Source organism: Fructilactobacillus sp. X8R1C1, from assembly GCF_059900945.1.
Map to the genome: position 1 here is coordinate 126,916 of NZ_JBWXVH010000001.1, position 19,780 is coordinate 146,695.

The window sequence follows — 19,780 nt, forward strand, 5'->3', positions numbered from 1 at the left end:
TTTTGAATTATGATGATGAACCTCATGGTGTTTACTTTTTCATTGATAACAAGTCTTTTTATGCAAGTTGTGAGAGTGTTAAACGTGGACTTAATCCACTTCGTTCGATTTTGGTGGTTATGTCGGAACAAGCTAATACAAATGGCGGATTAATACTGGCAGCTTCTCCTATGGCAAAAAAGTTATTTGGGATTAGCAACGTTAGTCGTCAGCGTGATCTTCCTGATGATGAAAGGTTGTTGATTGTTCCTCCACGAATGAACTTATACATTAAAAAGAATCTACAAATTAATGATATTTTTGCTGAATTTACTGATGAACATGACATTTTGCCATACTCAATTGACGAGTCATTATTGGATATGACTCATACTTGGAGATTGTTTGGTAGTAGTTTGAGGGAAGTGGCTCTTAAAATTCAAGAGGAGGTCAGAAGCCGTTTAGGACTGTATACAACGGTTGGGATTGGTGACAATCCCGTTCAAGCTAAGCTAGCGTTAGACGTTTATGCAAAGCATGATTACGACCTGATTGGTGAGATTCATTACGAAGATGTTCCTGATAAGATTTGGAATATCAATAGACTAACGGATGTTTGGGGAATTGGAAAAAGAACCAAAGTCCATCTAAAGCGACTTCATATTAATAATATATATGAATTGGCGCATGCTAACCCGTATCTGTTGAAAGAAAAAATGGGAGTCATTGGATTACAGCTATTTGCCACTGCATGGGGAATTGATCGAAGTAACTTGAGACAACCCCTGCATACTAAAGAAAAAAGTTACAGTAATTCTCAGGTACTTCCACGTGATTACGTTAAACGGGATGAGATTGAAGTTGTTATTAGAGAAATTGCGAGTCAGGTTGCTTCACGAATTCGTAATCATGGACTACAAGTCGGATGTGTGACGTTATGGGTTGGCTTTTCTTTTTCAATAAAACAGCTTACTGGTAGCAATGGTTTTTCTCAGTCAATGAAAGTTGAACCAACAGATGATGATCATGACCTTGGTCGTTATTTAATTGAATTGTTTGAAAGGAACTGGCACGGTGAAGTTGTGCGAAATATTGGAGTTTACTACAGTCATCTCTCAAATAAGGGCGGAGAACAATTAAACCTATTTAAGGATAATCAAAATATGATTAAACAAAATGTGTTAAATAAAACCGGTGATCAAATTCGAAAACGGTTTGGTAACACGGCTTTATTAAATGCCAATAGTTTGTGTGTCGGTGCTACCGCAATTTCAAGATCTAATTTGGTTGGCGGACACAATGGAGGCAATTCTTATGAGTAATGATGTGATTTTTATTGGGAATCAAGTTTTATCCCATATTAATCATCTATTTTTGCGAATTCCTAAGACCCGCTACTGGATGATGATTGTTAATAACACCTTTGATAAAGAGTACGATTGGTTTTTGAGTTCTAAGAAGAAGTATCAACAGGAACGATCGCAGCCAATCTATGTTATTTCTGATTATGACTTAGAACTTTTAGAAAGGGTAGTTAATTATGTAACTGAATATAACCTGTTAACCATTTATTATCGTAATTTTGATGACATGGTTTGGCCTGATTCACAGAAGAAAATTCAAGATTAACTTAAAGTTAGGAGAACGTTATGAACGAAGAAGCTGTACATGATTTTTTTAAGTTTGATTATCATGATCGTGGGATTAAAAAATGGCAGGGTTATTTTTTATCAGATCATACCAGTAAACTAAATCAAATAAAGAAAGAAAAGGATAATGAGCAAACCAGAAAATTAGATGATCAGATGGATCACTCAAAAATTGATGAAATTCTGCAAAAATCATTTGTCAGTCGACTGAAAGTGGAACTACAGTATGCTTATTATGACAAAAACGAACTAAAAGTGGAACAAATTATCGGTAGGATGAAAGGGTATTATAAGAACTTAGTAATTGTGGGAGACCAAATTCTTAAATGGAATGAAATTGTGAGTGCTAAATTAATAAAATAAACTAGGATGATGGCTTTATTATTTATCGTTAATGTCTTACAATGTAGTTGTTAGAGATTTCACATATGGTGAAAAATATATCATAAGGAGAATTATTATGGCACTTAGTAATTACTTTACCGGCATCCAACATGTTGGTATTCCAGCAAAAGATTTAGATGAAACGATTGATTTTTATAAGAAGTTAGGTTTTGATAAAGCTGGTCAATTCATGTATCAAGGAAATCGTTGTGCTTTTATGAAGTATGGCAATTTAATGATTGAGACATGGGAGGGCGATCCAGTTGCTGATAAAGATGGCGCTATTAACCATATCTCATTAAACACTACTGATGCTGACGCAGCGTTTAAAGAAGCTAAGAAAATGGGCTTAGATGTTCAGGAAGATGAAATTGATACTCGTCCATTCTGGGATAAGGGAATCCGTTTCTTTAACATTTATGGGCCTAACCACGAAAAAATTGAATTCTGTCAAATTGTTTAGTTTATAGTTTGAATGTTTATATTAAGACGTGGCGATACACGTCTTTTTGTTTGCTGGAAGTTAGATGCTTGCCAATTAAATATATCTCCATTATGATATAGACTAAAGGTTTTAAGAACGAGTTTTATTAAAAATATGAGAGGAGGATGAATATGTTAGATCAAACTAAAAGATTTTTGCGCGATCAAGGATATCATTACAAAAAAACATATATCAGACCGTTAATTACTCCAGATAACGTCTATGTATTTCGCTTCGGTAAAGATAATTTAAATAATCGGCTCATTATTCGTTATGGCCATGGATGGACAGGGCGACAAAGAATTAAGGAAATTGATCTTCGATTGCATAAACAAAAGCATCCTCGGATTTTTAAGACAGAACGAGGATTGCTTAAGTATTTGGCTGGTCATTTGAAACAACACGAGCAGAAGCTTAAAAAAATTGAGGACAATAAAAATAATGCATCCAATTAACGGGTGCTTTTTTTATAAAAAGAATGAGGGATAACAATGAACTTAGTCGAGATTTCAGTTGAAACCAGTCACGAAGCAGTTGATGCGGTCGCTAATATTTTAATGGACTTTGGAGCAAATGGAGTTCAGATTAATGATAGAAATGATTATGAGGTTTTAAAACGAGAATCTAATTGGGATCAGTATGAATTGGGAGATTCTAAAGCTGATAACGATCTAGTTAACGCTAAAGTAAGTGCTTATTTTCAGGATGATATTGAGGTAGATGCGACCGTAAAAAAGATTCATGAAAAAGTTGCTGATTTAACGCGGTTCGGTTTGAATCCTGGTAAAAATGTGATAAATGTTCATGATGTAAAAGATGAGGATTGGGCGACATCTTGGGAAAAGTATTATCATCCAGAACGGGTGACACGATTTTTAACCGTTGTCCCAAGTTGGGAAGACTATGATGTCAAAAGCTCTGACGAGTTGATGGTAAAATTAGACCCTGGAATGGCATTTGGAACCGGCACCCATCCTACTACTAAACTTGCCATGCAAGCACTTGAGATTGTTATTAGAGGAAACGAAAGAGTGTTTGACGTTGGAACTGGATCTGGAGTGCTATGTATTGCAGCGAGGAAACTTGGTGCTGGCAATATAAATGCTTATGATGTCGATAAGGTGGCCGTTAAATCAGCTGAAAAAAACATTGAATTAAATTCTGGGATGAAGGGAATCAACGTTAGTGTTAATAATTTGTTAAATGGAATCGATGAAAAAGCAGATATTGTGGTAGCTAATATTTTAGCTGAGATTATCATTCCGTTAATCCCGCAAGCAGAACAATGTTTAAATGAAGGTGGCGTGTTCATTACTTCCGGTATTATTGCCGATAAATTAGAGCTAGTGATTGACGCGCTAAAAAAACATCATTTTAAGGTTGATCAAGTTTTAAGTATGGATGATTGGCGATCAGTAATTGCAAAGAAAGATATTGAGGTTAATTAATTGCAACACTACTTTTTAGATAAGCCACTAAAAGTGGGTCAAATTGTTAAACTTCCAAACGATGTGGCACATCATTTTGTTGGGGTTATGAGAGCAAAAGCTGGAACCAAGGCGGAGTTTGTTTCTAGTCAAAATATTATTTATATTGGGGAATTAGTTGATGAAACGGCCTCAACAATTAAGATTGTTGATGTAACTAGTCAAAATACTGAACTTCCGGTTAAAGTAACGATTATTTGTGGAATTCCGAAGGCGAGCAAAGCCGACCTCATCACGCAAAAGGCAACCGAAATGGGGGTCAGTGAGATTATTTTTGTGCCTACTGAGTGGTCAATTGCTAAATGGGGGAATAGGGCACCTAAGAAGATTAAGAGACTTCAAAAAATTGCTCAAAGTGCTGCCGAACAATCTCACCGAAATGTTATTCCAATGGTGAAGTACACCGATTCAATCACTAAGGTAAAAAAACTTAGTAGTGATCAAAAAGTTGTGGCCTATGAGGAATCGGCTAAACAGGGTGAAAACAGTAAATTGTATGAATGTGTGTCGGAAATGAAGCCTGGCAAAAGCTTGACCGCTTTTTTTGGACCTGAAGGTGGAATTTCACTTAAAGAAATCGAACAATTAAAGCAAGATGGTTTTGTGCCCGTCGGATTGGGGCCGAGGATTTTGCGAACTGAATCAGCACCTTTATATTTTTTATCAGCCGTTTCAACTATATTAGAATTAAAACAAGGTGAGTAGGATATAATGTCGAAAATTAAAGAATGGACACCACAAGAAATCTTTCGTGATGCTTCTGAGTATCTTGATGATAGTGATGTTCAAATGATAAAAAAAGCATATAAATTTGCCAAAATTGCTCATGAGGGGCAAGAACGTGCTTCTGGGCAGCCTTATATTAATCATCCTGTTGAGGTGGCAGGCATTTTAACTGATCTTCATATGGATGCAGAAACGATCACGGCTGGTTTTCTTCATGATGTGGTTGAAGACACCGGTGCAACGATTGAAGATGTTACTGAACTTTTTGGTAAACACGTTTCATTAATCGTTGATGGAGTTTCAAAGCTTAGTAAGATTAAGTATAAATCGAGTAAAGAACAACTTGCTGAAAATCACCGGAAACTATTACTAGCAATGTGCAAAGACATTCGAGTAATGATTGTTAAATTAGCAGATCGATTGCATAACATGGAAACGTTAGATGCTCTTCGCCCAGATAAGCAAAAGCGAATTGCTCAAGAAACTTTAGATATCTATGCCCCTTTAGCCGATCGGCTCGGAATTGGAACGATTAAGTGGGAATTAGAAGATCTTTCTTTGCGTTACTTAAAGCCTGATGATTACTATCAAATTGTTGATTTGATGAATTCTAAGCGGAATGAGCGAGTGGCCTATGTTGATAACGCTGTAAAAAAGGTGCAACAAGCGATAAAAGGACTGGGAATCAAGGGAGAAGTCTATGGAAGGCCTAAACATATCTACTCCATTTATCGGAAGATGCATGACAAACATAAAGATTTTAAAGAAATCTATGATCTACTGGCTGTTCGGGTGATTGTGAAATCAGTAAAGGATTGTTATGCAGTTTTAGGTGCGATCCACACTGAATGGAAACCGTTTCCAGATCGGTTTAAAGATTACATTGCAATGCCCAAACCTAATATGTATCAATCGTTGCATACTACAGTTGTTGGTCCTGAAGGCAAACCACTTGAAATTCAAATTCGAACTGAGGAAATGCATCGAATTGCTGAATACGGTGTTGCTGCTCACTGGGCTTACAAAGAAGGTAAAAAGGACGAGGTTGAAAGTAATAAAAACAATGTTCAACTCAATCTTTTTAAAAAGATCATTGAAATTCAAGAGGAGTCAGAGGACGCCTCTGATTTCATGGATAGTGTCCAAGGGGATTTATTTAGCGACCGAGTTTATGCCTTTACTCCATCAGGTGATGTTATTGAATTACCCAAGGGGTCAATTCCGATTGATATGGCTTACTCAATTCATACGGATGTTGGTAATTCAACCACAGGGGCACGAGTTAATGGTAAATTAGTTCCCCTAGATTATGAAATTAAAAATGGAGATATTGTTGATATTATCACTTCCAGTAGCTCCGACGGTCCTGGCAAAAACTGGATGGGCATGGTTAAAACGCGTCGTGCTAAGCATAAGATTAAGCAATTTTTCAAACGGAGTAGTCACGATGATGACATTAATTCTGGAAGAGAAATACTTGAAAAAGAAATTGTCGATTCTGGATTTGATCCGGCTACCATTTTAACTGATGATAATTTATCCCGTGTTATCAATGAAATGCATTATACAAGTATCGATAATTTATATGCAGCCATTGGGTTTGGTGATATTCAACCTAACGGAGTTGTTAATCGTTTACTAGAACCAGAAAAAGATGAAATTGAGAAGAAACGACAAAAAGATGCCGAACGTGATGTATTAGAAGGTCATAAAACCATCTCACATGAGAGTGAGGACGCAGAACAAGGAAAGAAACCAGAAGATAACATCAAGATTCAAGGCGTTGACAACCTATTAGTTCATATCAGTCGTTGTTGTGATCCGGTTCCAGGAGATGACATTGAAGGATACATCACAATGGGAAATGGTATCTCAGTTCATAGAAGTAATTGTCCTAACTTAATTCAAGCAAAGAATGGTAATAATCGAATTATTAATCTTAGTTGGCGTAAAACTGATAATAATGTCATTACTTATAGTAGTGATTTAGAGATTCAAGGGTACAACCGAAGTGGTCTTTTAAACGATATCTTAAAACGAGTTAATTCTGCTACTAAGAATTTGAATTCAGTTGAAGGAAAGGTCATTCACGAAGACCTTGTTTCTATCCGAGTCTCTGTGGGCGTAAGAAATATTCAACAACTAAATCGCATTATTGATAGTGTGAGTGCTGTTCCTGATGTTTATGAAGTTAAACGAACGGAAGGATGAGGAAGATTGAAATTAGTGATTCAACGAGTTAATCATGCAAGCGTAAGTATTGATGGTAAAATAAACGGGAAAATAGGTAACGGATATATGATCTTAGTTGGGGTTACAGATTCCGATGCACAAGATGAAATTAATCATCTTGTTCATAAGGTTGCTCATCTAAGGATTTTTGAAGATGAGCATGGCAAGATGAATTTAAACATCCAGCAAGTTAACGGCTCAATTCTTTCTGTTTCGCAATTTACATTACTTGCTGACACCAAAAAGGGAAATCGCCCAACTTTCACTGGAGCTGGTAATCCTGAGCACGCTAAACTCATTTACGAAAAGTTTAATGACGCACTCAGAGAGATCGGATTGAAAGTTGAAACTGGCGTGTTTGGTGCCGATATGAACGTTGATTTAGAGAACCATGGTCCTGCCACATTTATTTTGAATTATCAGAAAAAAGGAAAGATTTAACATGACAAATGCAGTTTGGGATTTTGATGGAACACTTTTTAATACTTACCCGTACATGGTGACTTCGTTTTGTAAGGCGTTAGCTGAGAATGGAGTGAGTGATGTTAACTTTGATCCTGAGTCAATCTATGAAGATATGCGAGTTCATTCATTGGGCTCAGCTGAGACCAAATATTGCGCTGAATTTAATCTTAATCGAGATCAATTTCTAAAAGACTATAAAAAGTTTGAAGTTGATGAAGTTATGTTAGCAAAGCCATTTAAAGGGGTTCAATATGTTTTGTTAAAAGTTTTAAAAACGGATGGAAAGAACGGACTTTTAACTCATAGAGATGACCAAGCATTAACTCTACTTGATCATTTTGACTTAAAAAGACTGTTTACTGGTTTTGTTACCAGCAAACAGTCTTTTAAAAGGAAACCTGATCCAGAGTCTTTGAACTATTTAATTGAAAAGATGAATTTAGATCGATCTGATACTCTTATGATTGGTGATCGACGTTTGGATGTTGATGCAGGTCATAATGTCGGAATTAAAACCATCCTTTTCGATCCTGACTACGTAATTGCTGAATCAGGAGACCCAGATTACGTAGTTCATGATTTTAACGATATGTTAAGTTTAATTAAATGAGCTTAGCACGCCGTCTAATAAGGGTCCAAATGTCTCCCCAAATAATACAACGTGCATTAGTGAGTAATAGAAGCGGTACCAACCGACCCGGTTTTCAAAACCCGGTTCAATTGGATAGGTGTCATTGTAACCGCGGTAGAAATCGCGGTTAAATCCACCAAAGACGGTTGTTACACCAAGGTCGTATTCACGATCGCCGAAATAAACGTCTGGATCAATTAACATCGGCTCATGATTAGCTGTAAAAATAGCATTTCCAGACCAGAGGTCTCCATGAAGCAAGCTTGGGGTACTGGGATGTTTTGTGTAGTAGTCAATAATTTGTTGTCTCATAACTTGATAATGTTGGTCTCTGGAATCATTCCAGCGGCCTTTTTCTTTTGCTATTTTTACCAACGGATCAATTCGTTGTTCGACGTAGAATTTTTGCCAAGTGTCTTGCCAGGTGTTATTTTTTGGTATTTTTCCAGCATCGAAGTTTTGGTCTAATCCAAACTGATCGTTATGAATTTTATGAATGTTTGCGACCATTTTGCCAAGATCGTATTGGTTTCCAGAACCAACGTCAATCCAGTCTAGGATTAAAAAGCCGTCACCATCAATTTCACCAGATGCTACTACCGTTGGTACGTTGGCCGCTTTCGATAACAAGTGAATTCCTTCAACTTCATGATCAAAGAATACTTTTCCACGATTAGGCTGGACCTTCATAAAGTAAGTTTTATCTGGAGTTTTAACTTGATATGAGTCATTGATGTCTCCGCCTGAAACCGGAGTTAACGATTCAACGTTCTTTAATGGTAATTGAGTAATCCAATCTTGATTTAATTTTTTCATAGTAAACTCCCTTCTAATAAGTCTTGTTTACATAATTATTGATTCCATTGGTTACATCATTTGCAACGAGATTTTGGTAACTAGCATTTTTAATCTTACTAAAGTCATGGTCATTATTAATGTACCCCATTTCGAGTAAAACCGATGGGATTGAGACATCCCTAATCACTAAATAGTTACCAACTTGGACACCACGATTATTAAGGGGAACATCATCCATATTGGAATTGATGTCAGATGCCAATTGTTTTGATTTTCCTGAATGATAGTAGTAGCTGGTAAATCCACTTGCGGTATTATCGGTACTGGATGAATCAAAATGGAAACTCACGAATAAATTGGCATGATTATCAGTTGAAAAATCGGGTCGTTTGTATAGACTAACCGTCTTATCTGAATCCCTTGTCATGATAACATGCGCACCACGATTACGCAGCTTATTTGCGACTTGTTGGGCTAGTTTAAGGGTGTAGTTTTTTTCTTTTTGCCCGCTGGTTGATAGTGCACCCGAGTCACTTCCTCCATGACCAGGGTCTAAGACGATGGTTGTTTCTGATAGTTTAGTGGCTTTATTAAGCTTACGATTATTGACTAACCAAGTAGGTACCCAACCAATTTTTTGGTTTTGATATACAACTCTGTACCAGTTGTCTTTTTCACTTAGAATTTGAAGTCTAGTTCCTCGATTAATGGTTTTGACCGTACGATATTCAATCCCTGGACCGGATTTTATGTCCAGGTTATTAAAGCCAATACTGACATTATTTTTTATTAACATAACTAAAAGGATAATCAAGGTTACGCCCACAATTATCAAAGTAGTGTAAAAACCGCGTTTATTTTTTATGTATAAATTTATATTCATCTTTTCGACCTCATTAATGATACGATTACTCATAATAGTATAACTTTTTTGTCTTTTTGTTTAAGCATATAATAAAAATACTCACTAGAATCTTGACAATTTATGTGGGTTTTATTAGTCTTAAAGTGATTTAAAATACTGTTGACGATGAATAGTAACCGTTTAGTGGTCTGAAGAGAACGTCCAGGTGCTGAGAGGGCGTGTCCTAAAAATGGTAAAGACGCATCGAGGTAAAATGAATAAACAAAAGAAACTAAAAAAGGTGGTACCGTGCTAATTGCGCCCTTGTAATTACATGGTGCGCTTTTTTTATGCTTTTGACTCAATTAAATGAGAGGAAGATTAGTACATGAAGCGAACAACGTATGCTGGAAACGTTAACGAGGATTATTTAGATCAAGAAGTAGTCTTAGATGGATGGGTTGCTAAAAAGCGTAACTTGGGAAGTCTTATTTTTATTGACTTACGTGATCGTGCTGGGATCGTTCAGTTGGTTTTTAATGAAAAAAATGGCAAAGAAGCCCTTAAAGTAGCCGAATCAGTTAAAAATGAGTATGTTATCCAGATTAAAGGAAGAGTGGTTGCTAGAGCAGAAAAAGAAATTAATCCGGATATCCATACCGGAAAAGTTGAAGTTGATGTTTCTGACGCTAAGGTTTTAAGCACCTCCAAGCAAACCCCATTTGAAATCAAAAATGATATCAATGCGTCTGATGACTTAAGATTAAAGTATCGTTATCTTGATCTTAGACGTCCAGTGATGCAAAAGGGATTATTGATCCGAAATCGGATCTTACAGTCTACTCACAAGTATTTTGACGAGAATGGATTTATCGATATTGAAACCCCAGATCTAACGGTTTCAACTCCAGAGGGAGCAAGAGACTACCTAGTCCCATCAAGAGTATATCCGGGATCATTTTATGCATTACCTCAGTCTCCGCAGCAGTTTAAACAGTTACTGATGGGAGCTGGATTTGATCGCTATTATCAAATTGCACGGTGCTTCAGAGATGAAGACTTACGGGGTGATCGTCAACCAGAATTTACCCAGATTGATATGGAGACTTCATTTCTTTCTGCTGAAGAAATTCAGGAAATCACAGAAGGATTAATTAAAAAAGTCATGAAAGATACGGTTGACGTTGATGTTAATTTGCCCTTTGAGAGGATTACTTGGCAGGAATCAATGGACCGATTTGGTACAGATCAACCGGATACTCGCTTTGGGATGGAATTAAAGGATCTTTCGGACGTAGTTACTGGGTCCGACTTTAAGGTATTTGATTCAGCAATTAAAGATGGTGGTCAGGTTAAAGCCATTGCTATTCCTGGTGGTGCAGCAAAATTCTCAAGAAAAGATATTGATAAGTACGGTGAATACGTAAAGCGTTTTGGCGCTAAGGGACTTGCATGGATGAAAGTCACTGATGATGGATTCTCTGGCCCAATCGCTAAATTCTTTAAAGATCCAGAAATGGTAAGTAAAATTAAAAAAGCCACTGGGGCAAAAGACGGTGACTTGTTATTATTTGCTGCTGATCGGAGTAAGGTAGTGGCTGATACTTTAGGATACCTCCGGGTTGCCATTGCCAATGAGTTAAATATGATTCCAGAAGACAAGTATAATTTCCTTTGGATTGTTGATTGGCCACTATTTGAATATGATGAGGGTGCTGGGCGTTGGGTTGCTGCTCACCATCCATTTACGATGCCAAATGTAGGTGACGAACATTACCTAAATGATGGAGAAGATCCCCACAAAGCGCATGCTCAAAGTTATGATATTATTCTGAATGGACTGGAGCTTGGTGGAGGATCAATTCGTATTCATACCCGTGATCTTCAAGAAAAGATGTTTAAAGCCCTCGGATTTACTAAGGAAAGTGCGGAGAATCAATTTGGGTATTTCCTTAGAGCATTAGATTATGGTTTTCCACCACATGGTGGTTTGGCAATTGGATTAGATCGTTTTGCTAGGTTATTAGCACATCGTGGTAATATTCGAGATGTAATTGCCTTCCCTAAGAATTCAAAGGCAGTTGAACCATTGACTGGTGCTCCTACACCTGTTTCTGACAAACAGTTAGATGAATTAGGCATTTCAGTCGATAAAAAGGATAATTAAATATTAGCTAAAAGTTGTGGTAACCCCACAACTTTTTATTTTTTTTAAATTTTGGAATGGTATACTAGTTATGAATTTCTAAATGATCAGGGGCTACTTAAATGGACGACGTACAAAAAATTTTAAAGCGACATCAGTACATATCTAAGTTCTCGACCGCCTTCGTGTACGGAATCATGGTTTCAATTGCGATGAATTTCTTTTGGACTCCCGGACACATTTATTCTTCAGGAGTTACCGGTTTTGCACAGCTATTGGATACTCTTACAGAACGGTATTTTCCATTTACAATTTCAGCTGCCTTGGGACTTTTCTTACTGAACATTCCAATGTTTATTTTGTCTTGGAAACAAATTGGTCATCAGTTTACCATGTTTACGTTCGTTTCCGTTGTGGTTGCCAGTGTTATGATCAAAATATTACAGCCACTGACTCTGACAACGGATCCATTGATTTGTGCTATCTTTGGTGGTGCCATTAACGGATTTGGAGTGGGTCTGTCGCTTAAAAATGGGATTTCTACTGGTGGGTTAGATATCTTAGGAATTGTTATCCAACGTAAAACCGGTAAATCAATTGGGACAATTAATCTGATATTCAATACTTTTATCATCTTATCAGCGGGATTCTTTTATGGTTGGCCATATGCCTTTTATTCAGCAATTGGAGTCCTAGTTAACGCGAAAGCGATGGATCTGGCATATACAAGGCAACAAATCGTGCAAGTAATGGTAGTTACTGATCGTCCTAAGACGGTGGTTGATAGTATTCAAAATCACCTTAGGAGAGGTATTACGATTATTCATAATGCTGAGGGAGCCTATAACCATAAAAAAAAGTCGGTTTTGTTCACCTCAATTTCACGATATGAAATGACCGAATTTGAAGCGGCTTTAAATGAATCTGATCCAGATTCATTTGGAGTGGTTGTGGATGTTGATAAGGTACTAGGGAATTTCTATGAAAAGAAGCGAAAATAGCTTATTAAGTTAGAGTGTCCCGGTTTTTTCTTTATGATATAATGTCTCATTGTAATTATTGAAAATGGTGGTTTAAGTGAAAGTCATGTATACATGGTTAATTAAAATAGTTTCTGCGATTTTTTATTTTCGACCAAAGAAAAATATATATTATGTTATGAGTTTCGATAATAACCTTAGGTTGATTAAACAGATTGCCGCTAACACGCCCATTGGACAAGAATTAGTCGTATTATACGAACCCGAAATTGAAGCTGCAGCAACTGATTTGAGTGCATTTGGAATCAAGACGATTCCCTTTAATGAAAACGCTAAATTTGCGTTATTTACCGTTCCTCAATTAATGTCAGCTCGAGTTTTGTTCTGTGATAATTACTTCCCATTTTTGGCTGGTTTAGTACGACCAAAGAGTAAGATGAGAATTGTTCAATTGTGGCATGCTGATGGTGCCATTAAATGTTTTGGATGGGAAGATCCCACGACCAAGAAAAGATCGTTTTTCGATAGACTTAGATTTCAAAGTGTATACAATCATTTTGATGACTTTGTGGTAGCTTCAAAAGCGATGGGAAAGATCTTTGAACGCAGTTATCATGAAGTTCCTAGTAAAATGAAATATTTAGGCTATCCACGTTCGGATCGATTGTTTAAGGAACGCTGGAGAAGAGTTGCCAGACATCGTGTTTATCAGGTTGCTCCAGAATTAAAGGGTAAAAGGGTCATTTTGTATGCTCCAACATATCGGGATGGTCTAGAGTTTGAACCTCCAAAAAGTATTGGCGAAGCATTGACCGCTGATCCAAATGCGATTACAGTGGTTAAACTTCATCCCTTACTCAGGGATCAGGAAGCACGTATTAGAAAGTTTTCAAACGGAAATATTCGTTTTTATAATCAACTTTCAACGTCTGATTTACTTTCAGTTTGTGACACACTTGTAACGGACTATTCTTCAGTTGCCTTTGATTTTAGTTTATTGCCACAAGCACGATCAATGATTTTCTTTATGTTTGATTTAGAACAATACGAAAAAGACCCAGGAATTCAAAAGGATTTCTTACAGTGGTTACCATCTAAACCAATCACTAAGGTTGATCAGTTGAATAAAGCCATTGTGGATAATCAAAAAATTGATTTTACTAATTTTAATAAACACTGGAACACTTATAATGATGGGTATGCAACCGAACGGGTTATTAAAAAGTATGTTTTACAAAATAATTAGATAAACAGAAAAGGGAGAGTGCTGAGCTTGAAGGAAGTTTGGGCCTTACTTAAGGAACAATTTGAAAATTTGGGCATTATTTTTCGAATTTCAAAGTATGAAGATAAGGCTACGTATCAAAGTCATTATTTGGGCTTAGTCTGGGAGTATCTTTATCCGCTGATTCAAATTGCAATTTACTGGTTAGTCTTTGGTGTGGGGTTAAAGGGTAGTACCGGACACAACGGCAGTTATCTCCCATGGATGGTCATTGGGATTACTCCTTGGTTTTTTATGAACCGAGTTACACTAGACGCCTCTAAGAGTATTTATCAACGAGCGGGATTAGTTTCAAAGATGAAGTTTCCAATTAGCATCTTACCTTCGATTAAGTTAGTCAGTAACTTGAGTTCTTTTTGGACAATGTTGGCGTTTTCAATTGTAATTGGTTATCTTTATGGAGTTCGGCCGAGTTTGTTCTGGTTCCAGTGGATTTATTACTTTATTGCCATGATTGCCTGGTTAATTGCCTTTGGCATTTTTAATTCGACCATTACTGTTTTGGTGCGAGATTATCATGTTATGTTGCAATCGTTTATGAGAATGCTGTTCTACATTTCAGGAGTTCTATTTAACTTTGAATCGTCTGCGTCATTCCCACCATTTTTAATCAGAATTTTGGAGTTGAATCCATTTTTTTATATTGTTCAAGGATTCAGGGATTCAATGTTATCGAGTAGCTGGTTTTGGGAGAAGCCACTGTTAACCGTGATTTTTTGGTTGATGACGTTATTTTTCTTTTTAATTGGATCTCATCTTCACTTTAAATTTAGATCGCATTTTGTTGATTTAGTATAGGTAAAAATAACATGAATGGAAAACAAATTAAAAACAAGTTAATTAATGGGATTAAGTTGACTATTCGCACTGGGCTCATCGTTTTAAACGATGGGTTTATTTGTTTACCAACTAAAAAAAATGAAGTAATGTTTGAAAGTTTTAATGGTAGGGATATAAACGATAATCCAGCCGCCATTTACCTTGCGTGGGTGAAGCAACATCCTCATGATGCTAAAAAGGCCTATTTTGGTGTCAAAGCTTCCAAATACAAACAATTACACGAAAAGTATCCCAACATAAAGATTTTACGGCGTTTTTTTCCAAGGTGGGTTTGGCACATTGCTAGGGCAGACTTTTGGGTTTTTAATTCCCGATTTCCGAAGTGGTGGAAAAAGAATAAGCGGACTACCTATATCCAAACATGGCATGGAACCCCGTTAAAAAAATTAGGAATTGATATCAAACACGTTGCGATACCAGGTATTTCCACTAATCAATACCATAATGATTTTGTCAAAGAAGCCAAGCGGTGGGACTATTTAATTATGCCTAATCAGTATTCAGAACGAATCTTTGATCACGCCTTTGATTTTAGAAATATTCCGTTACGAATTGGTTATCCCAGAAACGATGTCTTATATCATAAAAATACTTCAGGTGAGATTAAAAAATTAAAAGAAAAAATTATTGGTGACTCGACTTCTAAAGTTATTTTGTATGCACCAACTTGGCGTGATGATGATTATCAAAAGAAGGGCAATTATAACTTTGAGTTACCGTTTTCTTTAAAAGGTTTCTTTAAGCATGTATCTATTGACACTACTTTAATTATTCGTCCGCATTACTTAGTCAAGGACCAAATTGATATTTCTGGGTATGAAAAGCGAGTTTACATTGAAGCTGATCGTGATATTAATGAGTTATACTTAATTTCAGATTTACTCATTACTGACTATTCTTCAGTAATGTTTGATTATGCCAATCTAAAACGGCCAATGTTATTTTATACTTACGACTTAAAGCATTATAAGGATGAACTACGTGGGTTTTATTTTGATTTTCTAAGCGATGCTCCTGGTCCAATTGTTCAAAATCAAAATTCTTTTTATGAAGAGTTGTCTAATTTTAATGAAAATGGTAAGTTTGCTGGGTATCATCAAAAAATGAAGAAATTTTATGGTAAGTTTTGTAGTTGGGAGCATGGAGATGCTTCTAATCAAGTTGTTAAAGTAATGGGGGATAAACATGAGTAATGATGAATTTTTGATTGGTTCACATGTTGCAATGAAAAAGCCAGAGATGATGTTAGGATCCGCAAAAGAAGCCGAACGCGATGGTGAGAATGTCTTTATGTTATACACTGGTGCTCCTCAGAGCTCAAAAAGGACCCCGATTGCAAATCTTAAAATTGATCAAGCACACGACTACATGGCTGATCATGATTTACGTGAGGTGGTAGTTCATGCACCTTACATCATTAACTTAGGTAACACAAAAAAGCCACAAAGTTTCCACTTTGCGGTTGATTTTCTTAAACAAGAGATTGATCGATCTGAAGCAATGGGAGCTGATCAAATTGTTTTGCATCCCGGTGCACATGTTGGTGCTGGCGTTGAAGCCGGAATTAAGCAGATCATTAAAGGGTTAAATGAAGTAATCACCCCAGAACAAAAGATTCAAATTGCACTTGAAACAATGGCAGGAAAAGGGACTGAAATCGGGTCGACTTTTGAACAACTTGCTGAGATTATTGACGGTGTTAATTTGAATGATAAGTTATCGGTTACCTTTGATACCTGTCATACTAGCGACGCTGGTTATGACATTAAAAATGATTTTGATGGGGTTATGGAAGAGTTCGATCAAGTTATTGGTATTAATCGAATCAAAGTGATTCATTTAAATGATTCTAAAAATCCGATGGGATCCCATAAAGACCGTCATACTAACATTGGTTTCGGGACCATTGGATTTGATGCTTTAAATTATGTAGCCCGGTATCCCAAGTTTGATCAAGTTCCTAAGATTTTAGAGACGCCGGTTGTTAAGATTGGGGATGTTAAAATTAATCCTCATCAATATGAAATTAAAATGTTAAAAGAACAGAAATTTAATCCTGATATGATTGAGGATATTAAAGAAGATTATCAAGCTAAAAAGATTAATGATCTTGTTCGTTAATATTAAGACTTTGAGTTATGATGGTAGCTGTTTCTTCAATTGACTTGTTATACACGTTAATTTGAAGACAATTTAGTTTTCGATAAAGTTGCTTGGCATAGTCAAGCTCTTTTTTTATTTGATTTGAGTCCGAGTATGGAGTGTTTGGGTCTAACCCATAAGCAATCATCCGTTCTTGCCGAATCTTTTTTAGATTGGTAACTGAATTGGTTAAACCAAATATTTTATTGTGGTCGATCTGATAAACCTCTTCTGGTAATTGGATGGTAGGACCGATTGGGACGTTTGCTACCAAGAAGTTTTGATTGGCAAGGTATAGCGATAATGGCGTTTTAGATGTTCTTGATATTCCTAAAAGAACGATATCAGCTTTTTTGAGGTCATTAGGTCGTTTTCCGTCATCATTAGCTACCGCAAATTCGATTGCTGAGATCCGTTTGAAGTAGTCTTCATTTAAGTTGTGAACTAGGCCAGGTACTTCTGCAGCCGATTCATGGAGTTTTTTAGAAATGATTTGAATGGGTTTTTGAATGCAGTCAAAACTATACAGGTTATTTTCTAGTGCAAATTGAGATACCATTTTACTCAGGCCCGGATCAACTAAAGTGTGAAAAATGATGGCGTCCTGTTTTTTAGCAAGTTTGAGTATTCCATCGAGCATGGATTGCGTTTGAGTAAATGGGTATCGTTTAAAATTAGCGTTTGCTTCTGGAAATTGAGAAGCAGCGGTTCGGGCGATCGAAGTTGCCGTGGCACCACTTGAATCAGAAATGATAAATGCATTAAAATTAGTTGCCATAATATTACCTCCTACTTTGTTAACATTTTATCATATTTCTTGTTCAGACTCGTTGACGGGCTCCGTGCCATAATGTATAATTAATATTGACCGTTAAGGATTACAGACGGTATCATTTAAGCTCGGAGGGAGGGATTTTATCATGTCAAAAACTGTCGTTCGTAAAAACGAATCTCTTGATGATGCTCTTCGACGCTTTAAGCGCACGGTTTCAAAAAGCGGTACCCTTCAGGAATTCCGTAAACGTGAATTTTACGAAAAACCTAGCGTAAAACGTAAATTAAAATCAGAAGCAGCTCGTAAACGTAACAATAAGAAAAAGAAGCGTCGCAGCTTCTAATATTAAACGCCCCTGATCAGGAGCGTTTTTTATATTGACGAAAAGAGGTCCAATATGACTTTATCAAATGAATTAAATAATGATCTAAAAGATGCAATGAAGAATCATGATAAGACTAAGCTGACAATTGTCAGAATGCTTAAGTCGAACTTAATGAATGAAAAGATTAAATTAGGTCATGATCTTTCTGATAGTGAAGAAGCGGCTGTTGTTAATCGAGAAGTTAAACAACACAAAGATTCGATTGCTGAGTTTAAAGATGGTGGCAGGGATGATTTGGTGAAGGAGCAAGAAGATGAGCTAAAGATTCTTGAAAATTATGCCCCAAAGCAAATGTCAGAAGCTGATCTTGAAAAAATTGTTAACGAAACGGTTAAGCAACTTGGTGCGGCAAACAAGAGCGATTTTGGCAAAGTAATGGGTGCTGTCATGGGTAAAGTTAAAGGACAAGCCGATGGCAACACTGTTAATAAACTTGTTAATAAAGCGCTTAGTTAAGAAGGGAACTCATTGAATGGTCAATGGGTTCTTTTTGTTCTTTTACTTTGTAAGTGGCAAATTATATGCTAGTATTTTAAGTAAAAGTTGAGTTGATATGAAAGGAACCTGTTTGATTGACAGATAATTTTGAATTTAAAAAAGAATTAACGTTAAAGAATCCAAATGATGAATCAGCTTTATTTGGAGCTCAAGATGCCTTTTTAGATATTCTAGAACAGGGGATGGAAACTTCTATTCGCCATTCTGGTGGTAAGATTACGGTTGAAGGTGACACTCAGAAAGCGGTTCAAAATACCATTGATATTTTAAATGGAATGCTTGAACTTGTTCATTCTGGGATCACTTTGAATGGTAGTGATTTTGTTTCGGCAATGAAGATGGCTGAGAAAGGGACTCTAGGTTTTCTCCCAGAATTATATAATCAAGTCCTTTTAAAGGATAATAAGGGGAAGCCAGTTCGAGTTAAGAATTTTGGGCAGCGTCAGTACGTTCAGTCCATCAAGCATAATGATGTTACCTTTGGAATCGGACCTGCTGGGACGGGAAAGACTTATCTAGCAGTTGTAATGGCAGTTGCCGCTTTAAAAAAGGGTGACGTTGATAAGATTGTCTTAACCAGACCAGCTGTTGAAGCGGGTGAGAGTTTAGGCTTTTTACCTGGCGACCTAAAAGAAAAAGTTGATCCATATTTACGACCACTGTACGATGCACTGAATTCGACCCTTGGATCTGATCACACTGAAAGGCTAATGGATCGTGGCGTTATCGAAATTGCGCCATTAGCTTATATGCGTGGTCGGACCCTCGATAATTCTTTTGTTATTTTAGACGAAGCTCAAAACACTACTAATGCTCAGATGAAAATGTTTCTAACCCGGTTGGGTTTTGGTTCTAAAATGATTGTTAATGGTGATATTTCTCAAATTGATTTAAACGGAAGAATCCGGAGTGGATTAGTCACCGCTCCTAAAATCCTGAGAAATATTGATGATATTAATTTTGTAAACTTTAGTGCTGATGATGTAGTTAGACATCCAGTTGTGGCTAAAATCATTAATGCCTACGAAAAAAATGATAATGGGGAATAGA

Annotated in this window: 22 protein-coding genes; 19 read left to right on the plus strand and 3 right to left on the minus strand. The window is 36.6% G+C overall.

Annotated elements, in window-relative coordinates; genetic code table 11:
- Nucleotides 1-2 precede the first annotated feature (2 nt).
- The 10 genes from AC6UD1_RS00715 (at nucleotide 3) to AC6UD1_RS00760 (ending at nucleotide 8,016) form a co-directional block, all read left to right on the plus strand.
- Nucleotides 3-1,301 (plus strand): Y-family DNA polymerase, encoded by a 1,299-nt coding sequence (locus AC6UD1_RS00715; protein ID WP_500707075.1) that lies wholly within the window; start codon nucleotides 3-5, stop codon nucleotides 1,299-1,301.
- Nucleotides 1,294-1,608 carry an acetyl-CoA carboxylase gene (locus AC6UD1_RS00720; RefSeq protein WP_500707076.1) on the plus strand — a complete coding sequence of 105 codons (315 nt, stop codon included), beginning with the start codon at nucleotides 1,294-1,296 and terminating at the stop codon, nucleotides 1,606-1,608. The genes AC6UD1_RS00715 and AC6UD1_RS00720 overlap by 8 nt, the downstream gene beginning before the upstream one ends.
- 20 nt (nucleotides 1,609-1,628) lie before the next feature.
- A complete protein-coding gene (locus AC6UD1_RS00725) occupies nucleotides 1,629-1,991 on the plus strand; it encodes a hypothetical protein (protein WP_500707077.1) in 363 nt (120 codons plus the stop codon).
- A gap of 97 nt (nucleotides 1,992-2,088) precedes the next feature.
- Nucleotides 2,089-2,475 carry a VOC family protein gene (locus AC6UD1_RS00730; protein WP_500693823.1) on the plus strand — a complete coding sequence of 129 codons (387 nt, stop codon included), beginning with the start codon at nucleotides 2,089-2,091 and terminating at the stop codon, nucleotides 2,473-2,475.
- A gap of 152 nt (nucleotides 2,476-2,627) precedes the next feature.
- Nucleotides 2,628-2,951 carry a hypothetical protein gene (locus AC6UD1_RS00735; RefSeq protein ID WP_500695594.1) on the plus strand — a complete coding sequence of 108 codons (324 nt, stop codon included), beginning with the start codon at nucleotides 2,628-2,630 and terminating at the stop codon, nucleotides 2,949-2,951.
- 36 nt (nucleotides 2,952-2,987) lie between these two features.
- Nucleotides 2,988-3,944, plus strand: coding sequence for a 50S ribosomal protein L11 methyltransferase (prmA, locus tag AC6UD1_RS00740; RefSeq protein WP_500707078.1), 957 nt, complete (start codon nucleotides 2,988-2,990; stop codon nucleotides 3,942-3,944).
- Nucleotides 3,945-4,688, plus strand: coding sequence for an RsmE family RNA methyltransferase (locus tag AC6UD1_RS00745; protein ID WP_500707079.1), 744 nt, complete (start codon nucleotides 3,945-3,947; stop codon nucleotides 4,686-4,688). It abuts the gene before it with no gap.
- A 6-nt stretch (nucleotides 4,689-4,694) separates the two neighbouring features.
- The gene (locus AC6UD1_RS00750) at nucleotides 4,695-6,920 is read left to right on the plus strand and encodes a RelA/SpoT family protein (RefSeq protein WP_500706419.1); all 2,226 of its coding nucleotides are present in this window, start codon (nucleotides 4,695-4,697) and stop codon (nucleotides 6,918-6,920) included.
- Between the two features lie 6 nt (nucleotides 6,921-6,926).
- Nucleotides 6,927-7,382 carry a D-aminoacyl-tRNA deacylase gene (gene dtd / locus AC6UD1_RS00755; RefSeq protein WP_500707080.1) on the plus strand — a complete coding sequence of 152 codons (456 nt, stop codon included), beginning with the start codon at nucleotides 6,927-6,929 and terminating at the stop codon, nucleotides 7,380-7,382.
- Between the two features lies 1 nt (nucleotide 7,383).
- Nucleotides 7,384-8,016 carry an HAD-IA family hydrolase gene (locus AC6UD1_RS00760; protein WP_500707081.1) on the plus strand — a complete coding sequence of 211 codons (633 nt, stop codon included), beginning with the start codon at nucleotides 7,384-7,386 and terminating at the stop codon, nucleotides 8,014-8,016.
- Here AC6UD1_RS00760 and AC6UD1_RS00765 read toward each other — a convergent pair.
- Both AC6UD1_RS00765 and AC6UD1_RS00770 read right to left on the minus strand, forming a co-directional pair.
- The gene (locus AC6UD1_RS00765) at nucleotides 8,005-8,853 is read right to left on the minus strand and encodes a fructosamine kinase family protein (protein ID WP_500696641.1); all 849 of its coding nucleotides are present in this window, start codon (nucleotides 8,851-8,853) and stop codon (nucleotides 8,005-8,007) included. The genes AC6UD1_RS00760 and AC6UD1_RS00765 overlap by 12 nt on opposite strands.
- A gap of 13 nt (nucleotides 8,854-8,866) precedes the next feature.
- Complete coding sequence (locus AC6UD1_RS00770; protein WP_500696642.1) at nucleotides 8,867-9,718, minus strand: N-acetylmuramoyl-L-alanine amidase family protein; 852 nt, start codon at nucleotides 9,716-9,718, stop codon at nucleotides 8,867-8,869.
- Nucleotides 9,719-10,067: 349 nt separating this feature from the next.
- On the opposite strand from AC6UD1_RS00770, the gene aspS reads away from it, so the two are divergent.
- From aspS to AC6UD1_RS00800, 6 genes are all read left to right on the plus strand, one after another.
- Complete coding sequence (gene aspS, locus AC6UD1_RS00775) at nucleotides 10,068-11,846, plus strand: aspartate--tRNA ligase (RefSeq protein WP_500707082.1); 1,779 nt, start codon at nucleotides 10,068-10,070, stop codon at nucleotides 11,844-11,846.
- Nucleotides 11,847-11,947: 101 nt separating this feature from the next.
- Nucleotides 11,948-12,826: a YitT family protein gene (locus AC6UD1_RS00780; protein WP_500696644.1), complete on the plus strand. Its 879-nt coding sequence runs from the start codon at nucleotides 11,948-11,950 to the stop codon at nucleotides 12,824-12,826.
- A 157-nt stretch (nucleotides 12,827-12,983) separates the two neighbouring features.
- Nucleotides 12,984-14,051, plus strand: a complete 1,068-nt coding sequence (locus AC6UD1_RS00785; protein WP_500707083.1) for a CDP-glycerol glycerophosphotransferase family protein — start codon at nucleotides 12,984-12,986, stop codon at nucleotides 14,049-14,051.
- A gap of 27 nt (nucleotides 14,052-14,078) precedes the next feature.
- Nucleotides 14,079-14,888: an ABC transporter permease gene (locus tag AC6UD1_RS00790; protein ID WP_500693811.1), complete on the plus strand. Its 810-nt coding sequence runs from the start codon at nucleotides 14,079-14,081 to the stop codon at nucleotides 14,886-14,888.
- A gap of 11 nt (nucleotides 14,889-14,899) precedes the next feature.
- The gene (locus AC6UD1_RS00795; protein ID WP_500707084.1) at nucleotides 14,900-16,123 is read left to right on the plus strand and encodes a CDP-glycerol glycerophosphotransferase family protein; all 1,224 of its coding nucleotides are present in this window, start codon (nucleotides 14,900-14,902) and stop codon (nucleotides 16,121-16,123) included.
- Nucleotides 16,116-17,051, plus strand: coding sequence for a deoxyribonuclease IV (locus AC6UD1_RS00800; RefSeq protein ID WP_500693809.1), 936 nt, complete (start codon nucleotides 16,116-16,118; stop codon nucleotides 17,049-17,051). The genes AC6UD1_RS00795 and AC6UD1_RS00800 overlap by 8 nt, the downstream gene beginning before the upstream one ends.
- Here AC6UD1_RS00800 and AC6UD1_RS00805 read toward each other — a convergent pair.
- Nucleotides 17,032-17,850, minus strand: a complete 819-nt coding sequence (locus tag AC6UD1_RS00805; RefSeq protein WP_500693808.1) for a pyruvate, water dikinase regulatory protein — start codon at nucleotides 17,848-17,850, stop codon at nucleotides 17,032-17,034. The two genes, AC6UD1_RS00800 and AC6UD1_RS00805, sit on opposite strands and share 20 nt — an antisense overlap.
- A 142-nt stretch (nucleotides 17,851-17,992) precedes the next feature.
- On the opposite strand from AC6UD1_RS00805, the gene rpsU reads away from it, so the two are divergent.
- From rpsU to AC6UD1_RS00820, 3 genes are all read left to right on the plus strand, one after another.
- Nucleotides 17,993-18,190 carry a 30S ribosomal protein S21 gene (rpsU, locus tag AC6UD1_RS00810; RefSeq protein WP_039142968.1) on the plus strand — a complete coding sequence of 66 codons (198 nt, stop codon included), beginning with the start codon at nucleotides 17,993-17,995 and terminating at the stop codon, nucleotides 18,188-18,190.
- Nucleotides 18,191-18,244: 54 nt separating this feature from the next.
- Entirely contained in the window at nucleotides 18,245-18,688 is a 444-nt protein-coding gene (locus tag AC6UD1_RS00815) for a GatB/YqeY domain-containing protein (protein WP_500695606.1), read from the plus strand.
- Between the two features lie 116 nt (nucleotides 18,689-18,804).
- A complete protein-coding gene (locus AC6UD1_RS00820; protein WP_500693806.1) occupies nucleotides 18,805-19,779 on the plus strand; it encodes a PhoH family protein in 975 nt (324 codons plus the stop codon).
- Nucleotide 19,780: the final 1 nt, after the last annotated feature.